The organism is Paenibacillus woosongensis, from assembly GCF_030122845.1.
In the GTDB taxonomy this organism is placed as follows: Bacteria; Bacillota; Bacilli; order Paenibacillales; family Paenibacillaceae; genus Fontibacillus; species Fontibacillus woosongensis_A.
The window spans coordinates 1,031,128-1,046,150 of the sequence record NZ_CP126084.1; the positions used below are offsets into that span (position 1 = coordinate 1,031,128).

15 protein-coding genes are annotated in these 15,023 nt (G+C 49.1%); 12 read left to right on the top strand and 3 right to left on the bottom strand.

The window, feature by feature from the left end; all coding sequences use genetic code 11:
* Positions 1-3 precede the first annotated feature (3 nt).
* The 11 genes from QNH46_RS04515 (at position 4) to QNH46_RS04565 (ending at position 11,522) form a co-directional block, all read left to right on the top strand.
* On the top strand, positions 4-903 hold the full coding sequence (locus tag QNH46_RS04515) for a phosphoribosylaminoimidazolesuccinocarboxamide synthase (RefSeq protein WP_283927102.1): 900 nt from the start codon (positions 4-6) through the stop codon (positions 901-903).
* A gap of 127 nt (positions 904-1,030) precedes the next feature.
* Positions 1,031-1,276: a phosphoribosylformylglycinamidine synthase subunit PurS gene (purS, locus tag QNH46_RS04520; RefSeq protein WP_055109705.1), complete on the top strand. Its 246-nt coding sequence runs from the start codon at positions 1,031-1,033 to the stop codon at positions 1,274-1,276.
* A gap of 3 nt (positions 1,277-1,279) precedes the next feature.
* Positions 1,280-1,969, top strand: coding sequence for a phosphoribosylformylglycinamidine synthase subunit PurQ (purQ, locus tag QNH46_RS04525; RefSeq protein WP_055109703.1), 690 nt, complete (start codon positions 1,280-1,282; stop codon positions 1,967-1,969).
* On the top strand, positions 1,947-4,190 hold the full coding sequence (purL, locus tag QNH46_RS04530; RefSeq protein ID WP_283927103.1) for a phosphoribosylformylglycinamidine synthase subunit PurL: 2,244 nt from the start codon (positions 1,947-1,949) through the stop codon (positions 4,188-4,190). The genes purQ and purL overlap by 23 nt, the downstream gene beginning before the upstream one ends.
* Entirely contained in the window at positions 4,175-5,653 is a 1,479-nt protein-coding gene (gene purF / locus QNH46_RS04535) for an amidophosphoribosyltransferase (protein ID WP_283927104.1), read from the top strand. The genes purL and purF overlap by 16 nt, the downstream gene beginning before the upstream one ends.
* Before the next feature lie 59 nt (positions 5,654-5,712).
* Complete coding sequence (gene purM / locus QNH46_RS04540; protein ID WP_283927105.1) at positions 5,713-6,756, top strand: phosphoribosylformylglycinamidine cyclo-ligase; 1,044 nt, start codon at positions 5,713-5,715, stop codon at positions 6,754-6,756.
* Positions 6,756-7,388: a phosphoribosylglycinamide formyltransferase gene (purN, locus tag QNH46_RS04545; protein ID WP_283927106.1), complete on the top strand. Its 633-nt coding sequence runs from the start codon at positions 6,756-6,758 to the stop codon at positions 7,386-7,388. Before purM ends, purN begins: the two co-directional genes overlap by 1 nt.
* 324 nt (positions 7,389-7,712) lie before the next feature.
* On the top strand, positions 7,713-9,260 hold the full coding sequence (gene purH, locus QNH46_RS04550; protein WP_283927107.1) for a bifunctional phosphoribosylaminoimidazolecarboxamide formyltransferase/IMP cyclohydrolase: 1,548 nt from the start codon (positions 7,713-7,715) through the stop codon (positions 9,258-9,260).
* Between the two features lie 389 nt (positions 9,261-9,649).
* The gene (gene purD, locus QNH46_RS04555; protein WP_283927108.1) at positions 9,650-10,915 is read left to right on the top strand and encodes a phosphoribosylamine--glycine ligase; all 1,266 of its coding nucleotides are present in this window, start codon (positions 9,650-9,652) and stop codon (positions 10,913-10,915) included.
* Between the two features lie 195 nt (positions 10,916-11,110).
* Complete coding sequence (locus QNH46_RS04560; protein ID WP_283927109.1) at positions 11,111-11,317, top strand: hypothetical protein; 207 nt, start codon at positions 11,111-11,113, stop codon at positions 11,315-11,317.
* Positions 11,318-11,333: 16 nt separating this feature from the next.
* Positions 11,334-11,522 (top strand): helix-turn-helix transcriptional regulator, encoded by a 189-nt coding sequence (locus tag QNH46_RS04565; RefSeq protein WP_213594184.1) that lies wholly within the window; start codon positions 11,334-11,336, stop codon positions 11,520-11,522.
* Between the two features lie 11 nt (positions 11,523-11,533).
* On the opposite strand, the gene QNH46_RS04570 is transcribed toward QNH46_RS04565, so the two are convergent.
* From QNH46_RS04570 to QNH46_RS04580, 3 genes are all read right to left on the bottom strand, one after another.
* On the bottom strand, positions 11,534-12,154 hold the full coding sequence (locus tag QNH46_RS04570) for a YIP1 family protein (protein ID WP_283927110.1): 621 nt from the start codon (positions 12,152-12,154) through the stop codon (positions 11,534-11,536).
* Between the two features lie 206 nt (positions 12,155-12,360).
* On the bottom strand, positions 12,361-12,840 hold the full coding sequence (locus QNH46_RS04575) for a stage II sporulation protein M (RefSeq protein WP_283927111.1): 480 nt from the start codon (positions 12,838-12,840) through the stop codon (positions 12,361-12,363).
* A gap of 113 nt (positions 12,841-12,953) precedes the next feature.
* A complete protein-coding gene (locus QNH46_RS04580; RefSeq protein ID WP_283927112.1) occupies positions 12,954-13,244 on the bottom strand; it encodes a hypothetical protein in 291 nt (96 codons plus the stop codon).
* Positions 13,245-14,113: 869 nt separating this feature from the next.
* Here QNH46_RS04580 and QNH46_RS04585 point away from each other — a divergent pair.
* Positions 14,114-15,019, top strand: a complete 906-nt coding sequence (locus tag QNH46_RS04585; RefSeq protein ID WP_283927113.1) for an ABC transporter ATP-binding protein — start codon at positions 14,114-14,116, stop codon at positions 15,017-15,019.
* Positions 15,020-15,023 lie beyond the last annotated feature (4 nt).

Consider the following 15,023-nt stretch of genomic DNA (forward strand, 5'->3'; position numbering starts at 1 on the left):
ACAATGGCATCACAAGCAATTTCAACCGCAGTGGAGCTGGTGAATGCGCCGCTGCTGTATAAAGGCAAAGTCCGCGAGCTGTACGATTTGGGGGAGCACTTCCTGATCGTGGTGACGGATCGCATTTCCGCTTTCGATTACGTGCTCGAGCCGGCCGTGCCGGACAAGGGCAATGTGCTCAACCGCTTAAGCGCCCATTGGTTCTCGCTAACCGGCGGACTGATTGGCAATCATGTCATCCATACCGATATAGATCGCCTTGGCGATGCGGTGAAGCCGGAGCACAAGCACCTGCTGAAGGATCGGATTATGGTGGCCCGGAAAGCGGAGCGGATTCCTATTGAATGCGTTGTGCGCGGTTACGTAACGGGCAGCGGCTGGAGGCAGTATGAAGCAACCGGCGAGATTAACGGCACGAAGCTGCCGGAAGGTCTGCGGAAGAACGCCAAGCTGCCAGGGCCGATTTTTACGCCTGCTGCAAAGAACGATGTCGGCCATGACGAGGATATTTCCTTTGAACGGATGGCGGGGCTGGTCGGAACGGATCTGGCTGAGCAGCTGCGCAGCCGGAGCCTCGAATTGTACGAGTTCGCGCGGCGGTATTGCGATGAGCGGGGAATCATCCTCGCGGACTGCAAGCTGGAATTCGGCACCGTGGACGGCGAGCTGATCCTGATCGACGAAATTTTCACCCCGGACGCCGCGCGCTTCTGGGCCAAGGAAAATTACGCGCTCGACACGGATATCGACAGCATGGATAAAGAGCCTGTACGAACTTATTTGGCTGGCTCCGGCTGGGACAAGAACAGCAGGCCGGCGCCATTGCCCCCTTCGGTCGTTGATGAGACGGCCCGGCGTTACCTTGACATTTATGCCCGCCTGACGGGCGAACGGTTATTTTGAAGTATTTTTAACGGGAGTAAAGCAGCAATGCTTTCACTATATATAGCAGCACTAGCAACACTAGTAATACCAGCAGCACCATAACTATGATCATTCATTATTATTTTTTAGGAGGAACACGAGGAATATGATTAAAGCGTCCGTTTATGTCACCATCAAGCAAAGCGTACTTGATCCGCAGGGGGTTGCCGTTCAAGGTGCACTGCATTCCATGGGATTTGCAGAGGTTGAAAGTGTCCGCATCGGTAAATATCTGGAGCTGCAGCTCGATACAAATGATCGCAACGAGGCGGAAGCCCGCGTCAAAGAAATGTGCGAAAAGCTGCTGGCCAACACGGTCGTTGAAGATTACCGCTTTGAATTGGAGGGCTAATCCATGAAATTCGCAGTACTCGTATTTCCCGGTTCCAACTGTGACATCGACTGCTACAAAGCCGTTGAAGACACATTAGGCGAGCCAGTCGATTATGTGTGGCATACCGCCACAGATCTTTCCGCTTATGATTGCATCCTAGTTCCGGGCGGATTCTCTTACGGCGACTATCTGCGCTGCGGAGCGATTGCGAGATTTGCTCCGGTGATGGCCGAGGTCGCTAAAGCCGCCGAACAAGGTAAATATATTCTTGGCATCTGCAACGGATTCCAGATTCTGACCGAGGCGGGGCTGCTGCCTGGCACGCTGCGCCGCAATACGTCGCTGAAATTCCGCTGTCATGATACTGTTCTTCGCGTAGAGAACAACGACAATCCGTTCACGACCCAATACCAGAAGGGCGAAGAAATTCATATTCCGATCGCTCATGGCGAGGGGAACTACTATTGTGATGAAGAGACGCACGCGCAATTGAAGGCGAACAATCAAATTATTTTCCGTTATGTAGATAATCCAAATGGCTCCGTAGACGACATTGCGGGAGTTTCCAATGAACGCGGCAACGTCGTCGGCATGATGCCGCACCCTGAGCGTGCGGTGGACAGCCTGCTGGGGTCTGAGGACGGAAAACGCATGTTTACATCGATATTAAAGGCTTGGAGGGATCGGCATGAGTCAGCAAGTGTCCGCTAAGGAACCAAATGCAGAGCAAATCGCTGAACAGCAAATTTACAAACAGATGGGTGTGTCCGACAGTGAGTACGAGCTGATCTGCGGATTTCTAGGGCGTAAACCGAACTACACCGAAATCGGCGTATTCAGCGTCATGTGGTCCGAGCACTGTGCCTATAAAAATTCCAAACCGCTGCTTCGCAGATTCCCGACCGACGGACCACGCGTCCTGATGGGGCCGGGCGAAGGCGCCGGTATCGTCGACATCGGCGACAACCAGGCGGTCGTCTTCAAAATCGAAAGCCATAACCACCCTTCCGCGGTTGAGCCTTACCAAGGCGCGGCGACAGGCGTGGGCGGCATTATCCGCGATATTTTCTCGATGGGCGCAAGACCGGTGGCACTGCTGAACTCCCTGCGCTTCGGCAAGCTGGAGAGCGACCGCGTGAAATACTTGTTCGAGCATGTTGTCTCCGGGATCGCGGGCTACGGCAACTGCATCGGCATTCCGACCGTCGGCGGCGAAGTGGTGTTCGATGAAGCTTATGAAGGCAACCCGCTCGTTAACGCGATGTGCGTAGGCCTGATCGATCATGACAAAATCCAGCGCGGCGTAGCGAAAGGCGTAGGCAACCCGGTATTCTACGTGGGTCCTCCGACAGGCCGCGACGGCATCCACGGGGCAACCTTTGCATCCGAGGAGCTGACGGAGGAGTCCGAATCGAAGCGGACGGCGGTACAGGTCGGCGATCCATTTATGGAGAAGCTGGTTATGGAAGCTTGTCTCGAGCTGATCGATTCCGGCATCGTTTTGGGTATTCAGGATATGGGCGCGGCAGGACTGACCTGCTCCAGCGCGGAGATGGCAAGTAAGGCGGGGAACGGTCTGGAGCTGTACCTGGATGAGGTTCCACAACGCGAAGAGGGCATGACATCGTATGAAATGATGCTCTCCGAATCTCAAGAACGCATGCTGTTCGTCGTGGAGCCGAAGGATGAAGCTCAAGCGATGGAAATTTTCGAGCGTTGGGGCGTAATCTGCGCCAAAGTCGGTAAAGTGACCGACGACGGACGCCTCAGACTGATCCATCATGGGGAAGTCGTGGGCGATATGCCGGTGACGGCGCTTGTGGACGAATGTCCGATTTACAACAAGCCATCCGCTGTACCTGCTTATTATGAAGAAAATGCAAATGTAGATACGCAGCGCTATGACGAAGTGACGGATTTGAACGGGGCGCTGGACAAAGTATTGTCCTCCCCTTCCGTAGCGAGCAAAGCGTGGGTATATAACCAATACGATTACATGGTTCGCACCAGCACGGCGGTTCAGCCGGGTTCTGACGCGGCGGTCGTGACGATCCGCGGCACGCGCAAGGGACTGGCCATGACGACGGACTGCAACGGACGGTTCGTGTACCTCGATCCTGAAGTGGGCGGACGCATCGCAGTCAGCGAAGCGGCGCGCAACGTCGTTTGCTCGGGAGCCGAGCCGCTGGCAATTACGGACAACCTGAACTTCGGAAGCCCGGAGAAGCCGGATATTTTCTGGCAGATGGAAAAAGCGGTTGACGGCATGGCCGAAGCCTGCCGCGTGCTGAATGCGCCGGTCATCGGCGGTAACGTCAGCTTGTACAATGAGAATGCCAAAGGCGCAATTTATCCGACGCCTGTCGTCGGTATGGTCGGTCTTGTGCACGATACAGATCACATTACAACGCAAGGCTTCAAGGCTGAGGGCGATGTCGTATTCCTGCTCGGCGAGACATACGCTGAACTGGGCGGCAGCGAGTTCCAGGCAGTAGTTCATGGCGTGACAGAAGGACGCCCGCCGGCGCTGGATCTGAATGTGGAGAAAAAACTGCTGGACGGCGTGCTGGCCGCGATTCAGAAAGGGCTTGTGCAATCTGCACACGATTTGTCCGAAGGCGGTCTGGCCGTAGCTTTGGCCGAATCCTGCATCAGCGGCGGCCTAGGCGCAAAAGTCGATTTTGCGACAGAGCTTCGTCCTGACTTTGCTCTATTCAGTGAATCGCAATCCCGCATTTTGTTATCGGCTGCGCCAGACAAGGCTGCTGAGCTTGAGCAATTGATCGCGTCCTACGGCGTTCCGGTTCAAAAGATCGGTCAAGTCACGGGCGACAAACTGGAGATTTCTGTGAATGCCCGCTCCGTGCTGGCTAGACCGGTAAGCGAGCTGAAGCAGGTCTGGGAGGATGTAATTCCATGTCTGATGCAATAATTCCGCAAGGGCTTTGGACAGGAGACTATTATAATCAAGGAACAGGCAAGAGCGATATTTTTGACACGTTAAAAGAGGAATGCGGCGTTTTCGGGGTGTTCGGTCACCCTGAAGCCGCCTCTTTGTCCTACTACGGCCTGCATGCGCTGCAGCACCGGGGGGAAGAGAGCGCGGGCATCTGTGTCACGAACGGCAATGAGTTCAATTACCATCGCGGCATGGGGCTGGTGAAGGAAGTGTTCGACCGGGACCTGCTCGCTTCGCTCCATGGCAGCCGTTCCATCGGGCATGTCCGCTATTCCACAAATGGCGACAGCAGCCTGATGAACGCGCAGCCGCTTATATTCAAGTACCGGGACGGAGATCTCGCGGTAGCCACGAACGGCAACATCGTCAATGCTCCGCAAATCCGTCATCAATTGGAACAGAGCGGCTCCATCTTCCAGACGACGAGTGATACCGAAGTGATCGCGCATCTGATCGCCCGCTCGCCGAAGGATTTCGTCGAGGCGGCAAGGGACGCGCTCGCGCAATTGGTCGGGGGATTCGCGTTCATGCTGCTGACGAATGATAAAATGATTATCGCCAGCGATCCGCACGGGCTTCGCCCGCTCACGATGGGCCGACTTGGCGACGCCTATCTGTTCTCTTCGGAGACCTGCGCGTTCGAGGTGGTCGGAGCGGAGTCGATCCGTGATATTTTACCGGGTGAAATGCTGGTGCTGGATGCGGAAGGCGTGCATGAGGACCGTTATGCGCAGCCTCAGCGCAAGGCGCTGTGCGCTATGGAGTATATCTACTTTTCCCGTCCGGACAGCGATATGAACGGCTCTAATATGCATGCGGCCCGCAAACGGATGGGCCAGGTCATGGCACAGGAATCGTTCGTTGATGCCGACGTCGTAACCGGGGTGCCGGATTCCAGTATTTCCGCGGCCATTGGCTACGCCGAGCAGACGGGCATTCCTTACGAGCTTGGCCTGATCAAAAATAAATATACGGGACGCACCTTCATCCAGCCGAGCCAGGAGCTGCGCGAGCAGGGCGTGAAGATGAAGCTGAGCGCCGTGCGCCGGGTGGTTGAAGGCAAGCGTGTTGTCATGATCGACGATTCGATCGTCCGCGGGACGACATCGCGCCGGATCGTCAATCTGCTGCGCGAAGCCGGGGCGACGGAGGTGCATGTGCGGATTACCTCACCGCCGTTCAAAAACCCCTGCTTCTACGGCATCGATACACCGAGCCGGGCCGAGCTGATTGCTTCCTCGAAGTCCATTGAAGAAATCCGCAAGGAGATCAATGCGGACTCGCTGGAGTTTCTAAGCGCCGAAGGCTTGATCAGTGCGGTGGAAGGGGATAACGCGAAGGATTATAAGGGCGGCCTGTGCATGGCCTGCTTTGACAATGATTATCCGACGCGGACGGATTTTGAAGGCGAAGAGAAGTTCGGCTGTAGCTGCTAAGCTAATGTGATTCAATTAATAGGATTAAATAAAATGATTGTTTAAGGAGAGTGTCCTTCGTGTCTGAAGCCTATAAAAATGCCGGTGTGGATATCGCAGCGGGCAATGAAGCGGTAGAACGGATGAAGAGTCACGTCAAGCGGACGTTCCGCCCTGAAGTGTTAACGGATTTGGGCGGCTTTGGAGCTTTGTTCGGTTTGAACAAAGATAAATATGAGGAGCCTGTCCTGGTATCGGGCACCGATGGCGTGGGAACGAAGCTGAAAATTGCCTTCGCAATGGATAAGCACGATACGATCGGGATCGATGCGGTGGCGATGTGCGTTAATGACGTGGTCGTTCAAGGCGCGGAGCCGCTCTTCTTCCTGGACTATCTGGCTTGCGATAAAGTCATTCCTGCTAAAATCGAAGCGATCGTGTCAGGCATCGCGGATGGCTGCAGCCAGTCCGGATGTGCCCTGATCGGCGGAGAAACGGCGGAAATGCCGGGCATGTACGCCGAAGGCGAGTATGACATCGCCGGGTTTACGGTAGGCGTAGTCGATAAGAGCAAGATGATCAACGGAAGCACGATTTCGGCAGGTGATACGGTCATCGGCCTGGCTTCGAGCGGTGTGCACAGCAACGGCTTCTCGCTCGTTCGCAAGCTTCTATTGGAGCAATGCGGCTACAGTCTGCATGATACGCTGCCTGAGCTTGACGGAGCACGGCTAGGCGATGTGCTGCTTACGCCGACCAAGCTGTATGTGAAGCCGGTTCTGGCTTTGCTGGAGCAGGTACGGGTGAAAGGAATGGCGCATATTACGGGCGGCGGATTCATCGAGAATATTCCTCGCGTGCTGCCTGACAACGTCAACGCTGAGATCGATCACGGCTCATGGCCGATCCTGCCAATCTTCGAGCTGCTTCAGCAGAAGGGCGATGTCAGCAACCGTGATATGTTCACGACCTTTAACATGGGAATCGGACTGGTGATCGTCGTAGCTAACGCAGATGCCGAGAAGGCGGTTGAGGCGCTGCGTACTGCCGGAGAAACGCCTTATGTGATCGGCCGGATTACGGAAGGCAGCCGGGAAGTGAAATTTACGGGAGCGGACGTATAATGACGGGCCACACTGTAGGGAGCCAAGGGCCTTACCGGATCGCGGTCTTCGCTTCCGGGCAGGGCAGCAATTTCCAGACGCTGCTGGACTTCTCCCGCGAGGGCAAGCTCGGTGCGGAAATCGTGCTGCTTGTGTGCAACAAGCCGGAGGCTCCCGTTGTCGAAAGGGCGCGCCGCGCCGGCGTGGAATGTTTCCTGTTCGAGAAGAAAGCCTATGCCCGCCGCGAGGATTATGAGGCGGAAATCGCGCAGGAGCTGGAGCGCAGAGGCGTTGACCTGATTGTGCTAGCTGGATATATGCTGCTGCTGACTCCGGTTCTGGTTGACGCTTATCAAGGGCGCATGATTAATATCCATCCGTCCTTGCTGCCGTCTTTTCCGGGGAAGGACGCGATCGGGCAGGCTTGGGAGTACGGCGTCAAAATCACCGGCGTGACGGTGCATTTGGTTGATGGCGGCATGGACACGGGGCCGGTCATTGCCCAGCAGGCTGTAGAAATCGCACCGGAGGATACTGTTGAATCCCTAGAGGAGAAGATTCACGCTGCTGAAAGGGACTTGTATCCGCAGGTGGTAAGCTGGTTTGCCGCGGGCAAAGTACGGATCGATGGACGGCGCATCACGGTTGGTTGAAGCAAAGACCATCCGATGATGCCAGGTACAGGATTCGCTGCATGGAAAAACGAGCTTAGCTGCGGATTCCGAGCATGTTTAGCGAAATTACGTTGTCGTACTGAGGGTACTGCCGCAAATTGCGGACGATTTACTTAGCGTGTATGTCGATTGTCGGTTGTCTTACAGAGATGAACATATGGATTTCGATATTTCCCGAGAAATATCGGGTCATCAATCCGCACGATCGAATAGAGAAGCATTATTGCCATTATTGCCATTATAGCCAGTCCGGCCTGAAGCCGGGGCGTTATTCTTGCCATAATATAGAGGAGGAAGCCAATCGTGAGTATCAAAAGAGCGCTGGTCAGCGTTTCAGATAAAACGGGTATCGTGGATTTTTGCCGCGGGCTGTCGCAATTAGGAGTAGAAATCATTTCAACGGGGGGTACGAAAAACCTGCTGTCGAAGGAAGGAATTCCTGTCATCGGCATCTCCGATGTAACGGGTTTCCCGGAAGTGCTTGACGGCCGCGTGAAGACGCTGCATCCTGCTGTGCACAGCGGGCTGCTAGCGGTACGGGACAGCGCTGAGCACCAAGCGCAAATGAAGGAGCTTGGCCTGGATTACATCGATCTGGTCGTCGTCAATCTGTATCCGTTCCAGGAGACAATTGCGAAGCCGGACGTCACTTACGAGGATGCGATTGAGAATATCGATATCGGCGGGCCGACCATGCTGCGTTCCGCTGCCAAAAACCATGCTTTCGTCTCCGTCGTCGTGGATTCCGGCGATTACAGCAAGGTATTGGATGAGATTGCGGCCGAGGGTGATACAACCCTGGATACGCGCAAACGGCTTGCGGCCAAAGTTTTCCGTCATACGGCGGCTTACGATGCCTTGATTTCCGATTATTTGTCGAATGTGAACGGGGATCCGCTTCCTGAACGCTTAACGGTTACTTACGAGAAAATTCAGGATCTGCGTTATGGCGAGAATCCGCATCAGAAGGCAGCGTTTTACCGCAAGCCGCTGGCTGCGGCGGATACGCTCACTTCGGCCGAGCAGCTGCATGGCAAAGAGCTATCCTATAATAACATCAATGACGCGAATGCGGCTCTGCAAATCGTGAAGGAATTCGAAGAGCCTGCGGTCGTGGTTGTTAAGCATATGAATCCTTGCGGGGTTGGCATTGGGGAGAGCATTTACGAGGCATTCCGCAAAGCGCATGAAGCTGACCCGGTATCGATCTTCGGCGGCATCGTCGCTGCGAACCGCATCATTGACGAAGCAACGGCACTGCTGCTAAAGGAGATTTTTCTGGAAATCATCCTCGCTCCCGGCTTTACGGATGAAGCCCTTGCCGTACTGACACAGAAGAAAAACATTCGCCTGTTGAAGGTAAACGGCCTGGAGCTTGGAGCCAATCGCAAAAGCCAGCTTGTGGTCACTTCGATCGACGGCGGCATGATCGTTCAGGACAGCGATGTTCATTCCTTGCAGGAGTCCGATTTGAAGGTCGTTACCGACCGCGCTCCTTCAGAAGAAGAATTGAAGCAGCTCCTGTTCGCCTGGAAAGTAGTTAAGCATGTTAAATCTAATGCGATCGTGCTGGCGAAGGACGATATGACGATCGGCGTAGGCGCTGGTCAAATGAACCGCGTCGGCTCGGCGAAAATCGCCATCGAGCAGGCCGGCGACAAAGTGAAGGGCAGCGTGCTGTCTTCCGACGCGTTCTTCCCGATGGGCGATACGGTAGAAGCCGCGGCTAAAGCTGGTGTGACGGCGATCATCCAGCCGGGCGGCTCGGTCAAGGACGAGGAATCGATCCAAATGGCGAACAAGTATGGGGTTGCCATGGTCTTCACCGGCATCCGCCACTTCAAGCACTAGAGAGGTAGTTTAAAAGTCGGCTTTTGATCACGAAGTATTTCAATGAAGTGGATTCGGCGTCGAATCTTGAATTCAGCCGGGGCTAAGCTAATGCTTTCGAAGTATGTTTCCTTCGGAAACATTTGAGATACTCACGTAGGTTTCTCCAAGCGTATGCTTTCGTAGTCGTTTTCTTCGAAAACGTGGAGCTCCGCTCCTCAGCCCCTGGCTTCATTCAAGCTTCTCGGTGCTGAAAACCCGACTTTTAAAACCTTCATTGTAAGAGGTAGTTTTAAAAGTCGGCTTTTGATCACGAAGTAAACTTTATATAACTTTGCAGAATGGACAGGGACGGTGGACCGCGGAGGCGGCCTGCCGTTTGCTGTTTGGATATGAGGAGGAGCAGCGGTATGGACATTTTAGTAATTGGCGGCGGCGGCCGGGAGCATGCAATTTGCTGGGCGCTGGCCAAGAGCCCGAAGGCTGGCAAAATTTATTGCGCGCCGGGCAATGCGGGGATCGGTCAAGTAGCGGAGATCGTTCCGATTGCGGTGAACGAATTTGATAAGCTAACAGCGTTCGCTCAGGAGAAAGAGGTAGGCCTGGTCGTGGTCGGACCGGATGATCCGCTGGCGGATGGTATCGTGGATGCGTTCGAAGCGAAGAGCATTCCGGTGTTCGGGCCGCGCAAAAATGCAGCCCATATCGAAGGTAGCAAGACCTTCATGAAGGATTTGCTGAAAAAATACAACATTCCGACAGCCGCTTACGAGAAGTTCGACGATTATGAGGAGGCCAAGGCGTACCTCGACCAGCAGAAGCTGCCGATCGTCATCAAGGCAGACGGGCTTGCTGCGGGCAAAGGGGTAACGGTAGCCTTCACCCGCGAGGAAGCGGACGCGGCTTTGAAGGATATTATGATTGGCAAAGTATTCGGCGATGCGGGCCGCCAGGTGGTGATCGAGGAGTTCCTCGAAGGGCAGGAAATGTCGATCCTTGCTTTTGTAGATGGAGAAGTTGTACGTCCGATGTCGGCAGCGCAGGATCATAAGCAGGTCTATGATAACGACAAGGGACCAAACACGGGCGGCATGGGTACTTACTCACCGCTGCCGCATATCGCGGATTCCATCATCGAGGAAGCGGTCGAGACGATCATTAAACCTACAGCCAAAGCGATGGTGGCGGAAGGCCGCCCATTCCGCGGTGTACTGTTCGCCGGGTTGATGATCTCGCCGGATGGCAAGCCGAAGACGATCGAGTTCAACGCACGGTTCGGAGATCCTGAGACTCAGGTCGTGCTGCCGCGGCTGAAGAGCGACCTGCTGGAAATTTTCCTGGCTGCTGTAAACGGCACGCTGGACAAGGTTGAAATCGAATGGAGCCATGAAGCGGCGGTATGCGTCGTGCTCGCTTCAGGAGGCTATCCTGCGTCCTATCCAAAGGGACTGCCGATTTCCGGGCTGGATGCAGCCGGGGACGCGCTTGTATTCCATGCCGGGACGGCAAAGAATGAAGCCGGAGAGTGGGTTACAAACGGCGGACGTGTGCTTGGTGTAGTAGGGCTGGGGCAGGATATTGCGGAAGCCCGTGAAAAGGCCTATGCTGCTGCAGAGCGCATCACTTTCGAGGGCAAGCATCAGCGCTCGGACATTGCGGCTAAAGCGCTGCGATAATATTTGAACTAAATAGAGAAAGGGCTGTCCAAGCAATGGATTGGACCGGCCCTTTTTTTAATAAATAAATCCATAGAACATAAAAGGAAAATAAGTATAAAATTAATGAAATAACCCAAAATGTAAAACATGTTTTACACTTTCTGTTTTTTATGTTACAATTATTAACAAATAATATTAAAAGAGGTGTTGAAGATGAAAAGAAAAGCGGATGAAATGCAAATGTCACTCGCTACGCGAGCTACAAAATGGCTTGGTATTTTTTATACAGTCAGTTTGTTATTGTGGACAATTACAGATCTGATATTTAACAATCAACTAGGGATTCAATTTATAATTTTACTAGCAGGTTTGATTCTCTTTTTCGTTTCGATGATGATTATGAAACAAAAAGTGCAATAATGGAGAGTCGGGTGCGATGAAAAATAACATATATCTAAAAAGAAAAGAACTTGACATGTCCCAGTTGGAATTGGCGGAGAAAGTAAATGTAACACGGCAAACCATTAATGCGGTAGAAAATAACAAATATGATCCTAGCTTGAAATTGGCCATGAACATCGCCAAAGTTCTTAAAGTATCGGTAGAAGAGCTATTCTTTGAATAATGCCAGTTACATTATAAAATAAATATGGGCAAAACAATTAGTGCACAATATACGCTTATGGCGGAAAATGCACTTGATTTAGGCATTTTAATTGATACAACCAAGAAGTAATAGATTAGAACAATTGTCCATATTTGAAACAGATCCAGGGAATTCAGGAATAAACCTAACGGACCTTTCGTTTGAAAAACTGCATTTAATGAAGTCCACCGCACCCCAGAGATAGGAATAATATTTTTCAAGAAATAATTAAGCACGTTTCCTGCTAAAGTTATAGGGAATATATAAGTAAAAAATTTAAATATATATTTATAGTTGGAGTAATTTATTAGGAATTTAGCAAATAAAAAAAATAATAGAGCATTTGCTGCAATAGTTAATAAGGGAAATAAAGATCCGATAATAATGGAGATTACTGACATCATTATTTCCAAGCCGTTTAAAGTATGGTCGATTTTTTCACTTAGTTGCTGTGTTGCCAGAGTGATTTGTGATTGAATGGTGAAATATGTAACAATGCCATTAATTAAACTGGATACTAATATGATCAATAATGGCTGGTATCTTTTTCCAACTTTTAAGTTTAAATAAGTTTCTTTATGATTGAAAATCAATTTATAAAAAGTACTCATGTTCTTACCTTCCTTCAAAACATTTTTCGCATATGTTCTTCTTAGACCGGGCGCTGAGCATTGCATCTAATCTTCCAATTGGCATGTTAATGCTGGAAGGTAAACGAAGTAAAAAGTAAGCATATTCCGTCGGTTTAATCGTTCTCCCGCATATACTGCAAACAATTTCCAATTTTTTCTTGAATATCATTTTCAGTCCCCTTTAGTCAAAGTTGAGGAGTAATAAATGTTTCAATCAATGCTGCGAGTGTCAGGCCTATAAATGCAATTATTGAAAGAATCGTTAACTTCCTTATGGAAATATCGTTTTTTCTGGATGTGTAGATTTCATATGTAAGCCTTAAACTAATAAAGGTAAATAATACGAACATGGGCATTTCAAGAACACCGTGTGCAAGAATGTATTGTAAATTTTCAAAGCTGTAGGAAGCATTTTTTATACCGACTCCAAACATGATGGAGTTTTGAATAAGGATAACTAAGGGGATAATGCCGGCAGTTATAATACCTCCAAAGAGAATAATTAAAGCTACCTTCAAATTTTGAAAATAGATTTCACCAAAGACGGGTTGTAATTTAGATTTATCAGCCTGAATAACGATTACATCGGCTGTTATAAAGCCTAGAAGCGAAAAAAGTAAAAAAACCAATATTACAATCCATAAAAGTGTACTTTTCTTAACCAACGTCATAATCATCACCATCAATTCTTGGGATTTAATAGGTATGTGACGCCCAAAAAATTTAGTTAAACTTTAAAATATACGTACCTGACCTTGGCAGAGGTCAAAGGTGTTACTTAAAGTGCATATGAGTCTGCAGCTAGCAATGCAGCTTCAGCCCATGCTGGGATAGAGGCAATCCATCCTCCTGATACTAGAAGCGCAACGATAACGGAAGTTGCGCCTGCGGCAACAAGTGCCCAAACCAGCCAAGCTGGAGGATCAACTATTCCCAGTTGATTTAGAATAGTAACGACATTTACTTGGGTATCTTTATTAGTCAATGAGAATGCCACGAAAGCAATCAATGCAAGGGCTGAAGCCAAAAATACAATATTTTTCTTCGCATTAGACAAGTGACTGATCATAAAAATCCTCCTTTGACATTTTATAGTCACATACCTATTAAATTCCCTATTAATATTCTATTTCCTGTTTATGTAAAAAGCAACCATAATATGATAATTAAGCAATGAAATCTCATTATATTTACAATAAAAACGATAAATGTTATATTTTGACTAAGGGTAAAAGATAAGGGGTGATTGGTTGAGGGCAATCCTGAAAAGAGAATTATTTATATATACAAGCAGTTTTAAAGCCATAACTATCTCACTTTTCATATACCTCAGCACAGCATTGTCTTCATATTTTTTTTCGAGGAATTTTACTACCATTCAAAATCATGGGGCAGAGGTAGATATAACCTCTAGCATTAAATTTTTTGTGTTTTTTTTAGGCCCCATTTTGGTAGCAGCTGTATTTTATGACATTTTCAATAAGGAAATTGAGTTAAGGACAATTAGGCTCCTTATTACAAAAACTAGTTTGCTGAAAATTTTTTTGGGGAAAATTCTAGCGGCTTTTCTATTTTGGCTATTGACTTTAACGGTTTCATATTTTCTTGTTTACCTGTCCTCAGGAAAGATTTATTTCCAAGAATTCATGAGCTCCATTTCTTGTATTTTACTCTCTCTCTCAGTGGTTGTTTGTTTTTCTATATTGTTCGATCGGGGAAATCAGAGCTTGCTTGTTAGTATATTGATGGGAATAGTGTTTCCTGTGTTAGGTCTAATATCATCCATGTCTGATACTTGGTATTGGAGTATCGTTCATGCCGTGATTCCGTATTACGCGAACGAACTGACGTTAGGACTGCTGCTGGTTCCCTTTATCGCTGCATTAATATTGTTTTGTTTAAGTTACTTTATTCTACAACGAAAGGATTATTAGCCGAATGATTCCTGCAATAGAAATAAGTAATTTAAATAAGTCCATTGGAAAAAAGGATATTTTAAAGGATATTAGCCTAACTATTTATAGGGGAGAGATTGTTGGGCTAATCGGCCATAATGGAGCCGGAAAATCTACTTTGATAAATATACTGACTGGAATTAAAAAACCTACTCAAGGGTCATTTGTTATCTATGATAATAACGGCACCATGAATAAAGAAACACAAAAAGTAATTGGTGTTATGCCTGATGTTGATAATTTATATCAAGACATGACAGTCCGTTTCTTTCTAAGTTATATGTCGGAAATTAAAGGAGCAAAATTATCTTTACAAAATATAAGGGAACTACTCGAGCAGGTTGGTCTGGAAGCAAAGCTTTCCAATACACGGATAAAGGCGCTATCCTTCGGTATGAAAAAAAAGCTTTGCTTGGCTCAGGCTCTTGTCGGAGAACCGCAGCTTTTGATTTTAGATGAGCCTACTTCCGGATTGGACGTACATTCCGTGCTGCATGTTAAAAATTTATTGCTAAAGTTAAGAGGCGAAGGGAAAACCATTCTGTTGTCTTCTCATAACATGGAGGAAGTTGAAAAGAGCTGTGACCGGGTGGCAATTCTGAAATCAGGAGAATTAACGGATATAGGTACTATTGAAGCATTGATATATAAAAGGCAAGGAGTAAGAAAATTAATTATACGTTCATCTCCAGTTGTAACCTCTGATTTTTTGAACCAATTCGCATTAAATATTCAAATTATTAGTCAGGAATCTAACTCTATTGTCATTCAGGTGTCTGATGACGAGGACATATCGCTACTTTTAAAAATATTAATAGAGCATTCTTACAAAGTTTATGAAGTACGATCATCTGATTTGCAGCTTAAGGATATTATTCTAGGAGAATAAAAAC

What these genes read in the sequence shown, in the direction of transcription:
- QNH46_RS04515 (WP_283927102.1), top strand. Translation starts at nt 4, where the DNA reads ATGGCATCACAAGCAATTTCAACCGCAGTGGAGCTGGTGAATGCGCCG.
- purS (WP_055109705.1), top strand. Translation starts at nt 1,031, where the DNA reads ATGATTAAAGCGTCCGTTTATGTCACCATCAAGCAAAGCGTACTTGAT.
- purQ (WP_055109703.1), top strand. Translation starts at nt 1,280, where the DNA reads ATGAAATTCGCAGTACTCGTATTTCCCGGTTCCAACTGTGACATCGAC.
- purL (WP_283927103.1), top strand. Translation starts at nt 1,947, where the DNA reads ATGAGTCAGCAAGTGTCCGCTAAGGAACCAAATGCAGAGCAAATCGCT.
- purF (WP_283927104.1), top strand. Translation starts at nt 4,175, where the DNA reads ATGTCTGATGCAATAATTCCGCAAGGGCTTTGGACAGGAGACTATTAT.
- purN (WP_283927106.1), top strand. Translation starts at nt 6,756, where the DNA reads ATGACGGGCCACACTGTAGGGAGCCAAGGGCCTTACCGGATCGCGGTC.
- purD (WP_283927108.1), top strand. Translation starts at nt 9,650, where the DNA reads ATGGACATTTTAGTAATTGGCGGCGGCGGCCGGGAGCATGCAATTTGC.
- QNH46_RS04560 (WP_283927109.1), top strand. Translation starts at nt 11,111, where the DNA reads ATGAAAAGAAAAGCGGATGAAATGCAAATGTCACTCGCTACGCGAGCT.
- QNH46_RS04565 (WP_213594184.1), top strand. Translation starts at nt 11,334, where the DNA reads ATGAAAAATAACATATATCTAAAAAGAAAAGAACTTGACATGTCCCAG.
- QNH46_RS04570 (WP_283927110.1), bottom strand. Translation starts at nt 12,154, where the DNA reads ATGAGTACTTTTTATAAATTGATTTTCAATCATAAAGAAACTTATTTA.
- QNH46_RS04580 (WP_283927112.1), bottom strand. Translation starts at nt 13,244, where the DNA reads ATGATCAGTCACTTGTCTAATGCGAAGAAAAATATTGTATTTTTGGCT.
- QNH46_RS04585 (WP_283927113.1), top strand. Translation starts at nt 14,114, where the DNA reads ATGATTCCTGCAATAGAAATAAGTAATTTAAATAAGTCCATTGGAAAA.